At 62.1% G+C, this 18,242-nt stretch carries 17 protein-coding genes; 11 read left to right on the top strand and 6 right to left on the bottom strand.

The window, feature by feature from the left end; translation table 11 throughout:
* Nucleotides 1-100: 100 nt before the first annotated feature.
* Entirely contained in the window at nucleotides 101-349 is a 249-nt protein-coding gene (locus AC25BC_RS12935; RefSeq protein WP_041935544.1) for a hypothetical protein, read from the bottom strand.
* Here AC25BC_RS12935 and AC25BC_RS12930 point away from each other — a divergent pair.
* Entirely contained in the window at nucleotides 348-1,868 is a 1,521-nt protein-coding gene (locus AC25BC_RS12930) for an FAD-dependent monooxygenase (RefSeq protein WP_012758042.1), read from the top strand. The genes AC25BC_RS12935 and AC25BC_RS12930 overlap by 2 nt on opposite strands.
* A gap of 203 nt (nucleotides 1,869-2,071) precedes the next feature.
* Nucleotides 2,072-2,653, top strand: a complete 582-nt coding sequence (locus tag AC25BC_RS12925) for a dienelactone hydrolase family protein (RefSeq protein ID WP_012758041.1) — start codon at nucleotides 2,072-2,074, stop codon at nucleotides 2,651-2,653.
* Nucleotides 2,654-2,747: 94 nt separating this feature from the next.
* Here the strand turns inward: AC25BC_RS12925 and AC25BC_RS12920 are convergent, their stop codons facing one another.
* Together AC25BC_RS12920 and AC25BC_RS12915 are read right to left on the bottom strand one after the other, a co-directional pair.
* Entirely contained in the window at nucleotides 2,748-3,122 is a 375-nt protein-coding gene (locus AC25BC_RS12920; RefSeq protein WP_012758040.1) for a VOC family protein, read from the bottom strand.
* 9 nt (nucleotides 3,123-3,131) lie between these two features.
* Nucleotides 3,132-3,308, bottom strand: a complete 177-nt coding sequence (locus AC25BC_RS12915) for a hypothetical protein (protein WP_012758039.1) — start codon at nucleotides 3,306-3,308, stop codon at nucleotides 3,132-3,134.
* 266 nt (nucleotides 3,309-3,574) lie between these two features.
* Here AC25BC_RS12915 and AC25BC_RS12910 point away from each other — a divergent pair, with 266 nt between their 5' ends.
* From AC25BC_RS12910 to AC25BC_RS12885, 6 genes are all read left to right on the top strand, one after another.
* Complete coding sequence (locus tag AC25BC_RS12910) at nucleotides 3,575-4,555, top strand: SDR family oxidoreductase (RefSeq protein WP_012758038.1); 981 nt, start codon at nucleotides 3,575-3,577, stop codon at nucleotides 4,553-4,555.
* Nucleotides 4,556-4,804: 249 nt separating this feature from the next.
* Nucleotides 4,805-5,878 carry a helix-turn-helix domain-containing protein gene (locus AC25BC_RS12905; RefSeq protein ID WP_012758037.1) on the top strand — a complete coding sequence of 358 codons (1,074 nt, stop codon included), beginning with the start codon at nucleotides 4,805-4,807 and terminating at the stop codon, nucleotides 5,876-5,878.
* A gap of 278 nt (nucleotides 5,879-6,156) precedes the next feature.
* Nucleotides 6,157-7,470, top strand: a complete 1,314-nt coding sequence (locus tag AC25BC_RS12900) for an efflux RND transporter periplasmic adaptor subunit (protein WP_012758036.1) — start codon at nucleotides 6,157-6,159, stop codon at nucleotides 7,468-7,470.
* Complete coding sequence (locus AC25BC_RS12895; RefSeq protein WP_012758035.1) at nucleotides 7,467-8,171, top strand: ABC transporter ATP-binding protein; 705 nt, start codon at nucleotides 7,467-7,469, stop codon at nucleotides 8,169-8,171. The genes AC25BC_RS12900 and AC25BC_RS12895 overlap by 4 nt, the downstream gene beginning before the upstream one ends.
* Nucleotides 8,168-9,307, top strand: a complete 1,140-nt coding sequence (locus tag AC25BC_RS12890; protein WP_012758034.1) for an ABC transporter permease — start codon at nucleotides 8,168-8,170, stop codon at nucleotides 9,305-9,307. The genes AC25BC_RS12895 and AC25BC_RS12890 overlap by 4 nt, the downstream gene beginning before the upstream one ends.
* Before the next feature lie 4 nt (nucleotides 9,308-9,311).
* Nucleotides 9,312-10,514 (top strand): ABC transporter permease, encoded by a 1,203-nt coding sequence (locus AC25BC_RS12885; RefSeq protein WP_012758033.1) that lies wholly within the window; start codon nucleotides 9,312-9,314, stop codon nucleotides 10,512-10,514.
* A 97-nt stretch (nucleotides 10,515-10,611) separates the two neighbouring features.
* On the opposite strand, the gene AC25BC_RS12880 is transcribed toward AC25BC_RS12885, so the two are convergent.
* From AC25BC_RS12880 to AC25BC_RS12870, 3 genes are all read right to left on the bottom strand, one after another.
* Nucleotides 10,612-11,490 carry an NmrA family NAD(P)-binding protein gene (locus AC25BC_RS12880; protein ID WP_012758032.1) on the bottom strand — a complete coding sequence of 293 codons (879 nt, stop codon included), beginning with the start codon at nucleotides 11,488-11,490 and terminating at the stop codon, nucleotides 10,612-10,614.
* 73 nt (nucleotides 11,491-11,563) lie between these two features.
* Complete coding sequence (locus AC25BC_RS12875; RefSeq protein WP_012758031.1) at nucleotides 11,564-11,992, bottom strand: limonene-1,2-epoxide hydrolase family protein; 429 nt, start codon at nucleotides 11,990-11,992, stop codon at nucleotides 11,564-11,566.
* A gap of 69 nt (nucleotides 11,993-12,061) precedes the next feature.
* A complete protein-coding gene (locus AC25BC_RS12870) occupies nucleotides 12,062-12,958 on the bottom strand; it encodes a helix-turn-helix domain-containing protein (RefSeq protein ID WP_012758030.1) in 897 nt (298 codons plus the stop codon).
* A 328-nt stretch (nucleotides 12,959-13,286) separates the two neighbouring features.
* Here AC25BC_RS12870 and AC25BC_RS12865 point away from each other — a divergent pair, with 328 nt between their 5' ends.
* From AC25BC_RS12865 to AC25BC_RS12855, 3 genes are all read left to right on the top strand, one after another.
* Nucleotides 13,287-14,258 carry a DMT family transporter gene (locus AC25BC_RS12865; protein WP_041935543.1) on the top strand — a complete coding sequence of 324 codons (972 nt, stop codon included), beginning with the start codon at nucleotides 13,287-13,289 and terminating at the stop codon, nucleotides 14,256-14,258.
* Between the two features lie 526 nt (nucleotides 14,259-14,784).
* The gene (locus tag AC25BC_RS12860; protein ID WP_012758028.1) at nucleotides 14,785-16,272 is read left to right on the top strand and encodes a right-handed parallel beta-helix repeat-containing protein; all 1,488 of its coding nucleotides are present in this window, start codon (nucleotides 14,785-14,787) and stop codon (nucleotides 16,270-16,272) included.
* A gap of 457 nt (nucleotides 16,273-16,729) precedes the next feature.
* Complete coding sequence (locus AC25BC_RS12855; RefSeq protein ID WP_012758027.1) at nucleotides 16,730-18,223, top strand: right-handed parallel beta-helix repeat-containing protein; 1,494 nt, start codon at nucleotides 16,730-16,732, stop codon at nucleotides 18,221-18,223.
* The last annotated feature ends 19 nt before the right edge of the window (nucleotides 18,224-18,242 follow it).

The following is an 18,242-nucleotide window of genomic DNA, read 5'->3' as shown; positions in this document are numbered from 1 at the left end:
CTGCTGTGATGAAATCGGCCGACTGGCAGATCAGCGCATCTCCCTCACGTCAGACCTGGCATAAGCGGCATTCCCCCGCCGTAAGGGCTTCTCCGTCAGGTCAGACCTTCAGAAGAGCATATCTTCTGTTGCCGATCGATCGCCCGGCGGCTATGTTGCCGATGTCGGAAAAGGCATGACTTGGTGTGGTTGGCCCAAGTCCTTTCGGAAACGAAAGCTCTGTTCCTTGCCTCGTGCATGAGTTCTCCACGACGAACAACGGACGCTGTTCAAGCGTCTCATTGTTCGTCCGCGTGGTTCTCGAAACGACGAACTGCTCCGGTCGAACGACCATAAAGGAGTAGTTCATGCCCGATTTTCTTGTGATTCATGATGTTGTGATTTCAGGTGCAGGCCCGGTCGGTCTGTTTCTGGCCTGCGAGCTGCGGCTGGCCGGCCTCTCGGTGTTGGTGCTGGAGCAGGCCGAAGACCCGCATTCGCCGTTGAAGCGGCTGCCGTTCGGCATGCGCGGCCTTTCCGCGCCGACCATCGAAGCCTTCTATCGTCGCGGGCTGCTGGATGACATCATGGCTCCGCAACGCGAAAAAGATCAATGGACTTCAGCGCATTGGATGCAGCAGCCGCGTCGCCCGGGCGGCCATTTCGCCGGCATTCAGTTCTTTCACGACACCATCGACACCTCGACGTGGCCCTATCGCCTGCCAGGTCCGGCCGGCACCAGCATGGCGGTCGAGATGGAGCATCTCGAATTCGTCCTGGCCGCCCGCGCAAGCGCGATGGGTGTCGAGACCCGGCGCGGGCTCGGTGTCGATGGCTTCGATCAGTCGGGCGGAGGCGTGACCGTTCGCGCGGGTGGCGAGATCTTTCTCGGACGATGGCTCATCGGTTGTGACGGCGGGCGCAGCACCGTGCGCAGGGCAGGCGGGTTTGAATTCGTTGGCACCGATCCCGAGTTCACCGGCTATTCCGTTCAAGTCGAGATGGCCGATCCGGAGAAGCTCGTCCCAGGCCGCCATTACACGCCGACAGGCATGTATACCTACCAAAAGCCCGGCACCATCGCGATGGTCGATTTCGATGGGGGCGCGTTTCACCGAACGCAACCGATCACGCCCGAGCATGTGCAATCGGTGTTGCGGCATATTTCCGGCGCCGATGTCACGGTGACGGGCCTTGAGCTTGCCACCACCTGGACGGATCGCGCCTACCAGGCGACGGCTTACCGCAAGGGCAGGGTGCTGCTTGCGGGTGACGCTGCGCACATCCATTCCCCGTTGGGCGGCCAGGGCCTGAACCTCGGGCTCGGCGACGCGATGAATCTTGGATGGAAGCTTGCAGCGACGATCCGCGGCGATGCGCCGGAGGGCCTGCTCGACAGCTATTTCTGCGAACGGCATCCAGTGGGAGCGCAGATTCTCGACTGGTCGCGCGCCCAGGTCGCACTGATGCGGCCGAGCCGGAGTTCGCGCGCGCTCGAAGCCATCATCCGCGACCTGATCGACACGCGTGACGGCGCGACATACTTTGCCGAGCGCGTCTGGGGTGTTTCTCTCTGCTACGATCTTGGCGGCAGTCACCCGCTGGTCGGCCGCAGCGCTCCTGATTTCGAGCTGGCCGACGGCACGAAGCTCGGTGATCACTTCAGGCAGGGCAAAGGCCTGCTTTTGGACTTTGACGCCGGTGCACCGCTGCAAGCGCTGGCAAGCCGCTGGAATGTGATCACCTATGTCGCCAGTGACGCCAGGGATCGGCTGGGGTTGAGCGCGCTGCTCGTGCGCCCCGACGGCTTCGTGGCGTGGGCTGGTGAGGCTGTGCCTGACAATGAGGAAGCCGCGCAGGCCGCATCGCGGTGGTTCGGCAAAGCCTGAAACTATGAATGGAGCAATCGATGTACAGCTCTCGGAGAGGTTCTTCAACCTTATCAGTCCGGTAGAGCGTCAGGAGGTTTCCCGCCTATCGGTTTCCGGCGGGTTTTCAGATGTTGTTTCGGCAACGTGTCCGCACTCTTTCCGGCGAGGCGGCGACGCTGTAGAGTGGCGATGCGCCCGACCGTCCCGCCCGGAGGCTCCTTATGGCTGAGATCCTGTTGTTCCATCACGCACAGGGGCTGACCCCGGGTGTGCGTGCGTTTGCCGACGATATCAGGGCAGCCGGTCACATCGTGCACACGCCCGATCTGTTTGACGGGCGCACATTCCCAAGCATCGAAGCGGGGATCGCCTATATCGGCGAGATCGGATTCGACGCCGTGCGGGAGCGCGGCGTGCGCCTCGCCGACGACTTGCCTGCCGGGCTCTTCTATGCCGGGTTCTCGTTCGGTGTGCTGCCGGCGCAGAAGCTGGCGCAGACGCGTCCCGGCGCCCGCGGGGCTCTGCTCTTCTATTCCTGCCTGCCGATCAGCGGCGAATGGGCCTTCGGACCCTGGCCGGCCGGCGTCGCGGTGCAGATCCACGGCATGGACAACGACCCGATCTTCGTCGGCGAGGGCGATATCGATGCCGCCCGCGAGATCGTGGAGAAGGTCGAGGACGCGGAGCTTTTCCTGTACCCAGGCGATCAGCATTACTTCGCCGACAGCTCACTGCCCTCCTATGATGCGGATGCGACCGCGCTGCTCACCCTCCGCGTGATCGAGTTCCTGAATCGCGTCTGATCCAGACATTCCGCGGGAGATCCGGTTGGTTCTGGTTAGCAGTCCGGAGATGGGTGCCGTTCATCCTGTAGCGCGCCTTTCGGCCCGGATCGGACTATTCGGACGCCACGCAGAAATTGTTGCCTTCGGGATCATTCAAGACCGTGTAGCCATCCGCTTCGCGGACGAAGCTCGCTCCCAGGGATAGAAGCCGTTCTACCTCCCTGGTCCGATCGGGGGTGGCAATATCGAGATGAAGCCGGTTGCGGGCCGGACGCTCCCCCTGGCGAAGGTGGAAGCAAATGCGGGTTCCGGGACCTTCGACCATCACGGTCGGGTCAGTCTCGGGTGTCAATCCGACCGCGGCAAGGCGGGCCAGTTCTTCGTCGTCATATGGCATCACGTCGTAACCATCGAGCGCTTCCGCCCAGAACCGGGCGACACGCGAGGGGATGTCGCAATCGATGACGATTTCTTTCAGCCTTGCCATGGAACCTCTTCAAGAATTGTTGGGCCGGCGACAGCAAACGCGTTCGACGAGAGCGCCACCGACGGCCGGCAGCAATGCGAAAAGCACGAGCTGCGGTGTCTCCGTCAGCTCCAACAGGCCAGACATGAGGAAGGCGACCAATAATCCTGCCAGCACCCCGGCTGCATAGGGCAGATAATCCTTCAAGAAAGCCTCCGTCTTGTGCTGATCTCAAACAGAAGGGGCATTATTGGCTTGAGATAGAGATCTTTGCGGTATCGGCAATGGCTGGTTGCGGCCGAACCTCACGTCGTCCGATCCGGCTTATGCGGAATGCCACCGCGTTGGTTTACGGGACAGGTCGACCCAAACGACGTGAGCCGGTGCACGTGTTTTGCAGGAGACGACCGATTTCTTTCGCGCTATGAAGACTGACCGCATATCCCGCCACATCCGACACCGAGGTCCTTCCCATGGCTTTGAAAATCCTTTTCGTTGGCGGTACCGGCCAGATTTCCTATCCGTGCGTCGAACGCGCCGTGGTTCAGGGCCACGATGTCAGCGTCTATAACCGCAGCTTGAGAGGCGACCCATTGCCTGCGGGGGTTACCTCGATCGTCGGCGATCTCGCGGCGCCCACCTATGCGGACTTGGCCAAGGCCAATTATGACGTCGTGTGCCAGTTCATTGCCTTTACGCCCGATCAAGTCGCGCGTGACATCAATGTGTTTGCCGGGCACTGCGGCCAGTACATCTTCATCTCTTCGGCTTCGGTCTATGAAAAGCCGCCGCGCCATTATGTGATTACCGAGCAGACACCGGCGATCAACCCCTACTGGCGCTATAGCCAGGACAAGATTGCCTGCGAGACGCTGCTCAAGAATTCCGAGAATCTCGCCTGGACCATCGTTCGTCCCAGTCACACCGTTCGCACGGGCCTGCCCATCATGATGGGCGACAGCGATGTCATGGCGAGACGCATGCTGGATGGCGAGCCCACCATCGTGGCGGGCGATGGCCACACGCCCTGGACACTGACCCGCTCGGTTGATTTCGCGGTGCCCTTTGTCGGGCTTTTCGGCAAGCCGGCGGCGTTGAACGAGATCTTCCACATCACCTCCGACCGCGCCCATATCTGGAACGATATTCAAACGACGATCGCCAGATTGCTTGATGTCGAGGCCAGGATCGTGCACGTGCCGACGGACACGCTGGTCCGGTACAATCCGGAGTGGGTTGGCCCGCTGCGTGGCGACAAGGCATGGTCGGCGATCTTTGACAATTCAAAGGTCAAAAGCGTTGCGGGCGACTTCACCTGCGCCGAGAGCCTTGATGAAATTCTGGCGGAGCCGATCATGCATCTCAAGCAGCGCCTGGCCAAGAACCGTCCGCCAAAGGGCGATCTCGATGCTTTGGTCGATCGGATCTGCGCAGCACAAAGCGATCTCGGGTAGGCGGGGCCCTCGAAGAGCGCGTGCATGGTATTTTATGATCCGCGCTCGCCTGTCGGCGCGCGCCACTGCGGAATGCCAACCGGCGCACGGTTCGCCACAATGATCGCCGCCACTTGTCCTCGACGCAGAATCTGCAGGGCGGCCCCGGACCGTCGGACGAGGGATGGCCCGGCATATCGCTCACAAAAAAATCCCAGCCTAACGCGTCCTAAAACATGATGGAGGTCGCGCCGGGTGAGGATCTCGGCAATGATGGCCATCCATTCGCCACTCCGATCCTATCAGGCCATGCTGTTCATTCCGCTTCCCTTCGTCGTTGCCCTTCTGCTGCTCATCCTCTTCGTCACCGTCCTCAGGCGCGACGAGGAGGCGCAGCCCAACCTGCCGTTTCTGGCATTGATCCTGCTTGCCGTGCTGCAATCCGTCCTCTCCGGCCTGCGCTGGGGCTACGGAGTGCAGGCGGTAGGCGTGATCGCGCCGGTCACCGCGGCGATGGTGCCGCCGCTTGCCTATGCCGGGGTTTCCAGGCTGGTAAGGACGAGCCGGCGGCCGCTGGCGGCGCGGATTGCGCTGCATGCCGTGCCCACGGCCGTCATCCTCTTATTGATGGTGGTCTGGCGGGATGTGATTGATATCGCGCTGGTGCTTGTCTTCGTCGGTTATGCCCTGGCGATCCTGCTTCTGATGCGGCCGGGCGCGGATGCGCTTCGGCTTGCGCCCTTCGAGGGAGCGGTGCCGGCCTATCGGGCCATCATCTTCGCGGCGGCGGCGCTATGCCTGTCGGCCTCGGTCGATATCTTCGTCTTTTTCGATTTCACATGGGCGCATGGCGAGCATGCGCTGACGCTGATCAGCGTCAGCAATCTCGCGGTTCTCGTCATCCTCGGCATTGCGGCAGCCGCCGCCAGCCGAAGCCGGGCGCCGGCCGAGACGATGGAGGCGGTGCTGAAGTTCGAAACGACCGAGGACAAAGAGACGATCGCCACCGTCGATGCGCTGATGGAGGCAAGGAAACTCTATCGCGACGCCAATCTCAATCTCGACCGGCTGGCCCGCAAGGCCGGCATTCCCGCCCGCCAGATCTCGACGGCGATCAACCGGGCGATGGACAAGAACGTCTCGCAATATGTCAATGACCACAGGATCGGCGAGGCCTGCCGGCTGCTTGCCGCTACCCAGAAATCGGTGACCGAGGTGATGTTCGAGGTCGGCTTCCAGACCAAGTCCAACTTCAACCGCGAATTCCGCCGCGTGACCGACATGACGCCGCTTGCCTGGCGGGAGAGGAAGGGCGGGGCGGGGGGCTCTCCGGCCTCGTCCTGAGGTGCGTCCTCTCAGCTCCCACCTCCGCAATCACCCGCCCTCGTGGTTCGAGACGGCCCCCCGGGCCTCCTCACCATGAGGGCTAATCGCAGGTGTCTTTCCGCGCTGAGTGATTGGTGTATCTCAGATCGTGAGAGGAGGCCTCCAGGCTCATCCTGAGGTGCCCCCGCAGGGGCCTCGAAGGATGGGCTGGCCACCGCGTCGCTCTAACAATGCGCCACTCGCCCTCGTGGTTCGAGACGGCCCTTCGGGCTTCCTCACCACGAGGGCTGACCGGTGTGCCTAGCCGCGCCACGTACACAATCGCGATCGAGGACTGTCAGAAACGTGTTCGAGGTCGCGGTTTTGCCGCTGTTGGTCATTGTGGCGGCATGAACACGACATCAGAACATGACCGAGACCTTGCCGCCAAGCTGAGATCACTTTCGATCAGGCTCGCGGCTTTCAAGACAGAGCCGCCGGAGCCTCGTGCCCGACGGTGGGTGATCCCTGGAGCAATGCTGGCCCTTGCCACGACGGCATCGCTGGCGGTGGTTCTTTTCTATCGGCCCGATACGCTGGAGCGCATCGAGACTGTGCTTGCGGGTTTCATAGGCAAGGACGAGGCCGCAATATCCGTCGATGGAACAGACGTGCCCGCCGCCGATCCGATCCGGGCTCTGCCCTCCAATGACCCAGCGGACAGGGCATGGCCGCCCCGGGAAGTCACCGGCTCCGGCTACGTCGTGGCATCCGACATCGCCACCGTCTTCTCCAAATATGAGGGGCGGATCGTCACTGTTGAAGTCGAGGCCGGCGACCGGGTGGCGGTGGGGCAGGTTCTGGTGCGGCTCGATGATGCAGGTGCGCGCTTTGCGCTTGAGGGCGCCGAGATTGCCAGGCGGTCGGCGGAGCTAGCGCTGGCGGCGAAGAGTATTGATCTCTCGCAGGCGCGGTCTTCGCTCACGCGGATCGAGCGGCTGGCCGGGCGCGATGCGATGTCGGCGCAGACACTGGAGGAGGCGAAGACGGCGTTCGACACTGCCGAGAATGCCGCCCTGCAGGCACGGCAGGACGTGGCCAAGGCCGATCTCGATATCGACAGGGCGCGCGAGCAGGTGGAGGCGCTGACCGTCCGGGCGCCGATATCAGGCACAGTTACGCGGCTTACCGCGCATGTCGGCGACACCGTGCTGTCGCGCGAGGACAGCGTGCGGGAGAATGAAAGCCTGCTTGCGATTGCCGACATGGCAAACATGGTCATCGATGCCGATGTGGCGGAGGCGAATATCGCGTTGATGCGGCCAGGCTTGCGTGGTGAGGCTGCGCTCGACGGCTTTCCCGACCTGCCCTTTGCGGTGGAAGTATCGAAGATCGCTCCGGTGATTTCGCGCGAGAAGGGGACGGTGACGCTTCGCCTGTCGCTCTCCTCGCCGCCGCCAGACATGCGCCCCGCCATGGCCGCGCGCATCCGCCTTGTGGTGGGTGAGGCCGCAACCTCTGTTCCCACAGCCTCTAATCCCCCGGGCACCGGCGCACACACGGGCGGACCTACGACCTTTCGGCCGCAGGCCGGGGATACCAGAGACCAGAAGCAAGGAGCAGAGCGATGACCGACACTCAAGAACCTTATATCGCGCTTCGCGGCGTCAGGAAGGCATTCAGGATCGGCGCGGAGACGATCCCGATCTTTTCCGGGCTCGACCTTTCCATAGCACGCGGCGATTTCGTCGCCGTCATGGGGCCGTCGGGCTCGGGGAAATCGACACTGCTCAATATGCTCGGCGGTATCGACAGCCCCGACGGAGGGGAGATCAGGATCGGCCGCAGCCATCTCGAGCAGATGGGCGAGGGCGCCAGAGCCGCATGGCGGGCACACAGCATGGGCATCGTCTTCCAGTTCTACAATCTGCTGCCGATGCTGAATGCGGGCGAGAATATCGAGCTGCCGCTGCTGTTGAAACCGCTCAAGCGCAAGGAGCGGCGGGCGCGCGTCGAAACCGTGATGGATCTGGTCGGGCTCTCCGGGCGGCAGCGGCAGTTTCCATCCAGCATGTCCGGCGGGCAGCTGCAGCGTGTCGGCATCGCCCGCGCCATCGTCAGCGATCCTGATCTGCTTCTCTGCGACGAGCCGACCGGGGATCTGGATCGGAAATCGGCGAATGATATCCTGGAGATGCTCGGCTTTCTTAATCGAGAACTGCGGAAGACCATCATTATGGTGACGCATGATCCCGAGGCGGCTTCCTTTGCCCGGCGCACGCTGCATCTCAATAAGGGCGAATTCGTTGAGCAGGAAAGGTTGGCCCAATGACCTTCTTCCAGCTGATGCGCCGCAATGCTTGGCGCAAGCCGCTCAGGGCCACGCTTCTGATGTTCTCGGTCGGCGTCGCCTTCCTGATCTATGGGCTGACGGCGAGCTTTCTCAGCGGCTCGCAAGGGGCGGCCGGGGCGAGCGATACGCTGCTCGGCGTCTTCAACAGATCGGGGCGGGCGCAGCCGCTGCCGCTTGGCTATCTCAACAGGATCGCCGCCGATAGCGATGTCGCCGCCGTCGCCTACATGACGCGCATGCGGGGCTTCGTCGATGTCGAGAAGAATGTCGTGATGACGAGCGCGGTCGATCCACGATTGATCGCCGCGGCCAATGGCGACGAGCTCAGGCTGACGCCGCAGCTGATATCAGCGCTGGAAGAGGGCCGTGACCGGGTGCTGGTCGGCCGGGCGCTGGCGGAGGCGCAGGGCTGGTCGGTCGGCCAGCGCATCGGCGTCACCAGCCACCTGACAAGGGAAGACGGCAGCCGCAACTGGAGTTTTGAGATCTCCGGCATCTTCGAGGGGGCCGACGCCAGCACCGACACCTATTTCATGATCGCCCGCTATGATGCCGTCAATGCGGCGCGCGCCCGCGGCAAGGATACAGTCGATGGCTTCGTGGTGCGACCGCGATCGGGCGTTTCATCTGCCGTGCTGGCGGCAAGAATCGACGCGCTGTTTGCCAATTCGGCGGCACCGACGCGCACTCAATCAGAAAAGCAGTTCCTCGAGGCTTTCTTGCGGCAGTTCGCCGATATCGGCCTGATCGTCAGCCTCGTCGTCGGCGCCGCCTTCGTGACGATCCTGATGATCGTGGTCAACACCATGCTCTTTGCCGTGAGGGAGCGCAGCTTCGAGATCGGCGTCATGAAGGTGCTCGGCTTTTCCAGGGGGCGGATCATTGCGTTGATCCTCGGCGAGACACTGTTCGTCTTCGCCGTCGGCGGGGCGGGTGGGCTCGTTCTCGCCAAGCTCGCGACGCTGTTTGCCGGGCCGGAATTCGGCCTCGCCTTCACCTCGTCCGTGCTGCTGAAATCCGTCGCCATCATCGCCGGTCTCGGCCTCCTGACTGGATTGCTGCCTGCCGCCAATGCCATGCGCCTGCCCATCGTCAACGCTTTCAGAACGAGATAGTCGAATGTCATTAACGCTCAAGCAGATCTTTCTCATGATCAGAGTCAATCTCGGCAGCCTGCCGCGGCGGCTGTGGATCTCGCTGTCGATGGTACTCTCGGTGGCGCTCGTGGTGGCGGTGCTTGCGGGTTTTCTCGCCATGGCCAGGGGCTTTGAGGCAGCCCTTCAAGGCGCGGGTTCGACCGGCATCGCCGTCATTCTCGGCGGCGGCACCAACCAGGAGACCGGCTCGGATGTGCCGGCCGAAGCGATCCGCAGCCTGACCGCCGCAACCGGCGGGATCGGCGTGGCGCGGAATGCCGCGGGCGGCCTGGCGCTGTCGCGCGAGATCGTCGTTGCCGTCGATGTCACTAGGGCAAGCGACGGCGCCGATCAGACGCTGTCGCTGCGGGGCATGGATCTGGCCGGCCCCGGCTTGCGCGACCGCGCCACGCTGTCGGCGGGCAGGCTGTTTTCACCAGGCGCCCGCGATATCGTCGTCGGCGCCCGCATCGCCGATGAATTCTCCGGCTTCGCCGTCGGCGACAAGGTGCGACTCGGCGCGGTCGACTGGACGGTCGTCGGGCATTTCACGTCAGGCGGCAGCGCCTTCGAATCCGAGATCTGGGCGGATCTGGAGGCGGTGCAATCGGCCTTCGATCGGCAGGGGCAGGTGCAGAGCCTGCGCGTGCGGCTTGCGGGGGCAGGCGGGTTGCCTGTGTTGCAGGAGCATCTCTCCGTATTTCCCGGTGCGCCGCTCACCGCCGTCTCCGAGGCCGATCTTTATGCCGCGCAATCTGAGCGTACCGCGAGCCTCATCCGCCTGTTCGGCTGGCCGCTGGCGCTGTTGATGGCGGTCGGCGCCACCGCTGGCGCGCTGAACACGATGATGAGTTCGGTCTCCGACCGCACGGTCGAAATCGCCACGCTGCGCCTGCTCGGCTTCGGCCGCCTGCCGGCCTTCACTGCCACCTGGGTCGAGGCCGTGCTTCTCTCAGTCGCAGGCGTCGCCCTCGGCATCCTCGCCTCATGGCTCGCCTTCAACGGCTGGCAGGCCAGTACGATGGGCGCTGACAATACCAAGATGGCCTTCCAGCTCGACGTCAGCGCCGACGTCGCGCTCACCGCCGGACTGCTGGGACTTGCCATCGGCATAATCGGCGGCGCGTTGCCGGCACTTGCGGCGACACGGCTGTCGCTGACCTCGGCTTTGCGGGCGAGAGGGTAGAGGCTTGCTGCTTAAACCTGCCTGGCGGGTGAAATCATCACTGCGAACAGCGGATTGCTCTTGCAGTCCGCTCGACTGCAAGAGCCAGGTTTCGACGTCACTGCGGCGGAAGAAGCGGCCGGAGCGCGTCGATCAGTTCGGTCGCGCCATGGCGAACTTCGCCTGTCTGTGGTTCGATGTCGATCAGCCCGCCTTTGTTGTGAGCGTCGTAGAGGTTGATCAGCAGTTCGGTGGCGCTCGGACTCAAGGCGCGCTCAAAGCTCTCCTTCCATTGCGAGCGGGGCACGGCCTGTGCTTCAACTGTTCGGCCAAGCAGCTGGCTCAGCGCCGCCGCCACATCATTGGCGCTGTACCGGCGCGGTCCTTCGGCATGAACAACCTGCGGGTTTTCCTCGGTGGCGGGCTGCAGCAGCAAGCCCGCGGCAATCAAGCCGAGGTCTGCCGCCGAAATCGTTGGGAACTTCATGTCGACCGGGTCGTGAAAGCTCGGCAGGGTAGCTGACGCAATGGCGACCGGAATGACGAGGCCCCATCCTTCCATATGTTCGGCCGATCGCAGGAAGATCTTGTGGGCATCGAGTTGGCGAAGCCGCTCCTCGAACACCCGGAACATAGTGGGCATTCCGACGTCTTCGGCGATATGAGCGCCGTAGTCGGAAATTGCCAGCACTCGTTTCGGGCGCGCTTGCCCGAGCGCCTCGGCAAGGCCTTCGATCGATTGCCGCATTTCGCCGACCGCGTCCTCGGCCCGTAGCGGGGGTGGGAGGATGACCTGGACGGCATCCGCACCGGCAATCGACCTGGCGAGCGCTGCAGGATCCCGCAGGTCGGCGAGCGCAATCTCGCAGCCGATTTCGCTGAGCGGCGCTGCCTTTGCCTCGTCGCGCAGAATCGCTCTGACCGGCAGGCCCGCCTTGCGCAGTGCCAATGATGTTGAATAGCCCACCTTTCCGGCGGCTCCGACAATTGCAAACATATTTGATGTCCTGGTTATGGTGAGAAACGACCAAGGGGTCGACGGTCGTTCGGCATGATTTGAGCGCCGTGGCCTAATCAGGCTGCGCCCCTAAAGCTGCAGCAAAGCCGGCGGTGTCGAAGTAATCGCGCCAACGTGCGATCTTTTTGCCCTCGATCTCCAAGACCCCGAGCGCCCGGACCGTAAGAATGATCGAGCCGTCCGGCCGGCAGAAATGATCGAGCCGTTCGGCATAGACCCGATCGCCGGCGCCGGAAAGGACGAGATCCTCGACCCGCAAATGGTCGAATTTTACCGGAAACGCGCGCGCGAAATTCCGGGCTTCGACAGGCCCGACTGTGGTGGCGACGCCGACATTCTCCCAGACGGTCGCCTCGGTGAAGTATGCGTCGAACGAATTCCAGAAACCGTCCGGCGTCGCCACGGTCGCGTCGAAGAATTCCTTGACGAGCTGGACGGGCTGCGATGTCCCGGATTCGGTGTGTGCAAGACTTGATGACATTCCCTGAACTCCTTTCCCTGCTGAAGACGGGCAAGGAGTAGGGAGCCGTTCGCAATCCGTCGCACAGATTCAGGCGGTTCTTTGCAATTTCGGTCGGATTTCGCTTGCCTGGCGAGCGATCTCGCCCGGCGTCTGGCCGAGGATACGGCGCATCGTCGAGGCCATATGGCTCTGATGGGCAAAACCGGCGGCAAGAGCGACCTCGCTTGCCGGCATCGTCGTCGTGGCGATCAGCGCGCGTGCATATTCAATGCGGCGACGGATCACATATTGATGCACTGGCGTTCCGGTGCTGTTTCGAAACAGTGTTTTGAGACGAGTCATGCTGACACCTGCGACCGTCGCCAGATCGGCAAGATGAAGTTTCCGATCAAGGTTCGTCTCGATAAAATCGGTCAGCATTCGCAGCTGGCGCGTCGACATTTTTGCTGCGCCGGAGCGTTCCGAGTGCTGCCGGCCGCCATCGGCGGTTTCAATCAGCCGGACCGCCAATGCGTTCGCGAGATGATCGATGTAGAGCGGATCAGATGGCGTATCGGCCTCGAGATCCGCCCTTATGGCCCAACCGATCGCTTCGATGCGGGCGTCGCGAAGTTGAAGCCGGGGGATCAGATCGACCATGGCGGCATCTCTTCCAAGATCCTCGGCAACCTGGTCCAGGAGCGATGGGCGAAGGCTCAACCGCAGAATCTGGCAGTCCGCATCGTCCTCCCAGGAGCCGTCCATTCCCGCTGGAACGAAATCGATGTCGCCATGCCTCTGCAAGCGCCGCATCCGTTTGCCGCCACAGGAGCAATCCGCCCTGACGGGAGGGCCGACGTGGATCCCCAGACTGTGCAGTTCACCGTCCCGAACGCGTGACAGCCCACGCGGGACACGCAGGAGAGCGGCATCGAGCCCGCTCCACGCTCTTCCGGCGCTTGAAAGGAGAATGTCAGGCGAAGGCTGCAGGGAGAGGAGTGTCATATCCGGATGTGCTCAAGCCTCAACGTTTTGAACAATGCTATCCCTCAATCGTCGTCGCAGCAACGCATCAACTGAGCGGTGGCTTTACCTAGATGCCTGCTTCTGGCGCGAAGCCGACGCCGCCCTGACCGCCGGCCTGCTCGGCCTCGCCATCCTCGGCGGTGTCCTGCCGGCGCTTGCCGCGACACGGCAACCGCGCTTGTCCTTGCACGGCGGTGGCGAGGACTCCGGACCAAGGTGAACGGCATCCAGGGGGTGTTGTACTCACAACAGGCGGAGCGCCGCCGCCCATCTGTGCAGCCCACGGAAATTGTGGCATAACTGAGCCATGGCAATGAATGTCTTGGCGGTCCATCGCGACACGGTCGGGACGGAACAGGCGGCAGGCAATTCGCTTGCCGCCGCCTATTCCGTGGGCGTTCTCTGTTGGCTGCTGTCGGCCGGCGTCTATATCGCGGCGAAATGGGTTTCTACCGAGATGCCGCCCTGGGCGCTCTGCTTCTGGCGCGTGCTGATCGCCTTCGCGATCCTGATGCCGATCGTGCGCCGGCATTTTGGCGACATGGTCGCGCTGGTGCGGGCTCGCGCCCTCGAACTGCTTCTCATTGGCGGTGTGGGACTGGCGATCTGCCAGGGCATGATTTTTGTCGGTCTCGAACATGCCGATGCCACCACTGCCGGCATCATCATCGCTCTGATCCCGATCATCACCATGATCCTTGCCCGTTTAATGCTGGCCGAGCCGATGGGACGCTGGCAGGTGATCGGATCGATCCTGGCCTTTCTCGGGATCGTGGTCATCATCATCAAGGGCAGTCCGGCCGCGCTGATGCGGCTCGACTTCAACCCGGGTGAACTGTGGATCGTCGCCGGCGCGTTCTGTTTCAGCCTCTATACCGTCCTGCTCCGCCGCGCGAAATTCGACATGAATCGCCTTGCGCTCCTGGTGCTGCTGCTCGGCGCGGCGGTGCTGACGGCGCTGCCCTTCTACCTCTTCGAGCTATTCTCAGACGAGCGCTCGACGCTCAACGGCAGCGGGCTCATCTCGCTCGCCTATGTCGCGATCCCCGGCGGGGCGGTCATGTACTACCTCTTCAATCGCAGCATCGAGGCACTGGGGGCGGCTCGGGCGGGTGTCCTCCTCTACATTCAGACCATCTTCATCGCCGTGCTCGCCTATCTGATCCTCGGCGAGCAGTTGCAACGCTATCACCTCGAAGGCGCGGCACTCATCATTGCCGGCTTGCTTCTCATCATCCTGCTGAAGCCGAAGATCAAGGCCGAAGCGGCTACTGCATAATTCCTTAAATCGGGATCGATTTAAGGATAAAATTATGCAGCAATTCAAAGTGCTACAGCGTCCTTTGCGCGTCTGAAAAGACGCGCGGCGCTGTAGGGCCTGAGGTCTCCCCATCGCTGCGACATGGTTGCCGCTGACCTCGGCTTTGAGGGTGAGGGGGTTAGGGTTTCACCTTGGATTGCGCCTTTCGCTTACGCTCAAGGCGTTCGTCGTTGGCGCTCCTCACGCCTTGAGCGTAAGCGAAGGCAAGAATCACATGGCGTACAGACCGAAGGCGACGTGCGCCTCGCGCAAACACGCCGCGATTTATTCACCTCGAAGTCGCCGATTTCTCGGCCCAAGTTGTAACTTTCGTCACACCAGGCAATTGCCTGTGGAATGAGGCTCGCGAACCCGCCCGCTGCCCCATTGACAACATCTTATCGCCTTCTTGCCGTGGCCGGTTGCCCCGCCGCGTCCGATCGGCCGATTCCTGGACGATCCCGGCGGCGACATAGCGATCCGACGAACAGGGCAACATGGCGATATGACAGTCTACTATGTGAACTCAGCGAGTGGCTCCGACCGCAACAGCGGAACGGGCCAGACATCGGCTTTTGCGACTTTGTCCAAAGTGGAATCCTTGAAGCTGAAACCGGGCGACAGCGTGCTTCTTGCCAAGGGGAGCGTGTTCAACGAGCAGTTCGATATCAAATATTCCGGCAGCGAGAGTGCGCCGATCAAGATCGGCAGTTACGGGACGGGTGCGGCACCCGTCATCCACAGCAGCGGCGACGGCATCCACAGTCTCTATGCCTCGAACATCGTCATCGAGAACCTGAAGATATCGAATACCGGGGGGGCGGGCATTTATGGCGGCAGTATCACGAACTGGACGGTCCGCGACGTCGAGATCGCCAAGACGGGATTGTCGGAAAACTCAGGTGCCGTCACCTTCCGGAGCAGCAAGAACGTCACGGTCGAAGACAGCACGATATCGGGCGTCAAAGGCGACGGCTTCTGGATCGAGAAGGTCAACGGCATCAAGATTCTCAACAACACCGTCACCAACGCCCATGGCGCGACGGCCGATGGCGTGCAGGTGAACGACAGCAGCAACATTCTGATCAAGGGCAATCATCTCGACCAGACGCATGCCGATAGCCCGAAGGGCGTCATCGCGCTCGTCAGGCCGGTGAATGCCGTGGTCGAGGACAATGTGATCATGGGCGGCGGCTTCGGCGTCAGCGCCCAGGCGGGCAAGAACGTCGCCATCCGCGACAACGACATATCGGGATTTCACGGCTACAGCTGGTCCTTCGCCGTCGGTCTCGGCGACACCGGCAATACGCGAGACTACGATATCGCGGGCAACCACATCCATGACGGCGCTTGGGGCGTGGTCATCTCCGCGGCCGGCAGCCCCAGCTATGTCCGCACGAATATCAAGGTCCACGACAATGTCTTCGACGACCTCTCACAGGCGGCGTTAAAGGTCGACAGGCCGGCATCCGGCTCCTTTTCCAACAATACGATCGAGACCGGCACCAAGGCCACCAGCATTTCCCCTTCCATCGTCGACGCGCACACCTTCTCCGTCAGCAACAACCATACGGTCGCCAATGTCGAGACGGCGCTGGCGAGCCCAGTTGCCAAGACTGCCGCAGCGACGGAGGCGGCCGTGGATCCGGCGGTTGTCGCCGTCCATGACAATTTGAAGATCTTCACCGATACGGGTGCTGCCCATCACGGCAATCTCCTCGAAAACGACAGCTCGGACAATGACACCCTGGTGCTGCGCCGATTCGGGGACGAAACCGTCGGCAAGCACGGCCTGACGCTGACCGGGGAATACGGTGACATCCACGTGGACCGGGAAGGCAACTATGCCTACACGCTCGATGAAACGAAGCTCCCTGACCATAGCGGACATGTGAGCGAGTCGTTCAGCTACGGGATCAACGATGGAACCTCGCATCACAGCGACGGGGATACGCTGACCGTCTTCATCCATCTGGATGGCTTGCTGAGCTGAGGTGAGCGTGCCTCGGCACTACGCCGGGGAGGCTGCTTCCGGGGAAGACTCCCTGGGGAAGCGTTGCTCCTGCCACCAAATGGCTCCGCAGCGCCCCTCATCCGGCTGCCGCCGGGTGAGGGTAAGGGGCATGCCACACGGCCTCAACCTTTCTGGCTTGCGACTGACCTGAAACAGGACGCTGCTCCTCCCACGACCATTCGTCGCCGAGGCGTACGATACCGTTCGTTCACCTTTCGGTCGTTGTTGTGTAGATTGTTTGCGTATAAGTTGTAGTCTCGAAGATGCAGCCACCGCCAGGCGCTTCTCGGGACCAAGGCAGGCCCACAGGGTCTGCCAACCGCCGTGAAGGCAATATCGAAGACCTTCTTGAACATGGCCTTTAGCCCCGACCGCATCCGATCCACGCGTCGCAGCCGATCCAGACGGCTGCGCGGCAATTCGAGAACAAGGCGATATGGCAATCTATTATGTGAATCCGGCAATAGGCTCCAACGGCAACAGTGGAACGAGCGAGGACACGCCGTTTGCATCGTTCTGGGCGGTGGAAAACCTGAAGCTGCAGCCGGGCGACAGCGTGCTGCTCGCCGCCGGAAGCGTGTTCAACGACCAGCTCGACCTGAAATATTCCGGCACAGTGAATGCCCCGATCACCATCGGCAGCTACGGGGTCGGCGATGCGCCGGTCATCCATAGCCCCAACGACGGCATCCACAGCCTCTATGCATCGAACATCGTCATCGAGAACATCAAGATCTCCGACACCGGCGGTGCGGCCATCTATGGCGGCTCTGTTTCGAACTGGACGGTCCGCAATGTCGAGGTCGATCACACCGGACTGGCGGGCAAGTCAGGATCGATCACCTTCCGGACCGGCTCGAACATCACCATCGAAAACAGCACGATCAACGACGTCAACGGCGATGGCGTCTGGATCGAAAAAGTCAACGGCGTCAATTTTCTCAACAACACCGTCACCAATGCCCACGGCACCGCGGCAGATGCCGTCCAGATGAACGACAGCAGCAATATTGTGATCAGCGGCAATTACCTTGACCAGACCGGCGCAGCTACGCCGAAGGGCGTAATCGCGCTCGTTCGGCCCGTAAATGCCTTGGTCGAGGACAACGCGATCATCGGTGGCGGATTTGGGATCGGCGCGCAAGCCGGCACCAACGTCGCTATTCACGACAACGATATTTCAGGTTATGGCGGCTACAGCTGGTCCTATGCCATCGGTCTCGGCGATCAGGGCAATACGCGGGACTACGATATATCGGGCAATTACATCCATGACGGCGTATGGGGCGTGGCGATCAGTGCCGCCGGCACGACCAGTTACGTTCGCGAAGATATCAATATCTACGGCAACGTTTTCGATGACCTGTCCTCAGCGGCGCTGAAGGTCGACAGACCGGCATCCGGCTCCTTCCACGACAATGTCATCGCCAGCGATGTCACGCCCTACAGCATATCGCCTGCCATCATCGCCGCGAACACCTTTCCCGTCAGCAACAACACGACGCTCAACGAGGCCCAGGCGACGATGCTTGCGAGCAGCGATAGTCTCGCGGTCGGCGATGTGACGCACACGGACACGGCGCCTGCGCTTGTCGCAACCCATGACAGCCTGAAAATCACCTCCGACCTGGACGCCGCCCATTACGGCAATCTCCTCGAAAACGACAGCTCGGCCAATGGAACCCTGCTGCTTCGCCGCTTCGAGGGCGAGTTCGTCAACAAGGACGGCGTGACGCTGACCGGCCAATACGGCACCATCCATGTCGACGGCGATGGCGACTATAGCTATACGGTCGACGCGGCGAAGCTCGCCGGGCTTAGCGGAGAGGTGAGCGACACCTTCCACTACAAGATCTCCGATGGGACTTCGCTACATTTCGACACGGATACACTGAGCATCTCCATCCATGTCGATGACCTGCTGATCTGATAGGGACGCCGGCAGCAAA

It is taken from the genome of Rhizobium sp. WSM409 (genome assembly GCF_057653825.1).
Note: the sequence above shows the minus strand (reverse complement) of the source record. Positions and strands in the feature narration are given on the sequence as shown.

Coding starts and splice junctions, on each gene's coding strand:
- AC25BC_RS12905 (WP_012758037.1), top strand. CDS start 4,805: ATGATGGCCATCCATTCGCCACTCCGATCCTATCAGGCCATGCTGTTC.
- AC25BC_RS12870 (WP_012758030.1), bottom strand. CDS start 12,958: ATGACACTCCTCTCCCTGCAGCCTTCGCCTGACATTCTCCTTTCAAGC.
- AC25BC_RS12855 (WP_012758027.1), top strand. CDS start 16,730: ATGGCAATCTATTATGTGAATCCGGCAATAGGCTCCAACGGCAACAGT.
- AC25BC_RS12885 (WP_012758033.1), top strand. CDS start 9,312: ATGTCATTAACGCTCAAGCAGATCTTTCTCATGATCAGAGTCAATCTC.
- AC25BC_RS12935 (WP_041935544.1), bottom strand. CDS start 349: ATGAACTACTCCTTTATGGTCGTTCGACCGGAGCAGTTCGTCGTTTCG.
- AC25BC_RS12930 (WP_012758042.1), top strand. CDS start 348: ATGCCCGATTTTCTTGTGATTCATGATGTTGTGATTTCAGGTGCAGGC.
- AC25BC_RS12865 (WP_041935543.1), top strand. CDS start 13,287: ATGGCAATGAATGTCTTGGCGGTCCATCGCGACACGGTCGGGACGGAA.
- AC25BC_RS12925 (WP_012758041.1), top strand. CDS start 2,072: ATGGCTGAGATCCTGTTGTTCCATCACGCACAGGGGCTGACCCCGGGT.
- AC25BC_RS12890 (WP_012758034.1), top strand. CDS start 8,168: ATGACCTTCTTCCAGCTGATGCGCCGCAATGCTTGGCGCAAGCCGCTC.
- AC25BC_RS12895 (WP_012758035.1), top strand. CDS start 7,467: ATGACCGACACTCAAGAACCTTATATCGCGCTTCGCGGCGTCAGGAAG.
- AC25BC_RS12910 (WP_012758038.1), top strand. CDS start 3,575: ATGGCTTTGAAAATCCTTTTCGTTGGCGGTACCGGCCAGATTTCCTAT.
- AC25BC_RS12880 (WP_012758032.1), bottom strand. CDS start 11,490: ATGTTTGCAATTGTCGGAGCCGCCGGAAAGGTGGGCTATTCAACATCA.
- AC25BC_RS12860 (WP_012758028.1), top strand. CDS start 14,785: ATGACAGTCTACTATGTGAACTCAGCGAGTGGCTCCGACCGCAACAGC.
- AC25BC_RS12920 (WP_012758040.1), bottom strand. CDS start 3,122: ATGGCAAGGCTGAAAGAAATCGTCATCGATTGCGACATCCCCTCGCGT.
- AC25BC_RS12875 (WP_012758031.1), bottom strand. CDS start 11,992: ATGTCATCAAGTCTTGCACACACCGAATCCGGGACATCGCAGCCCGTC.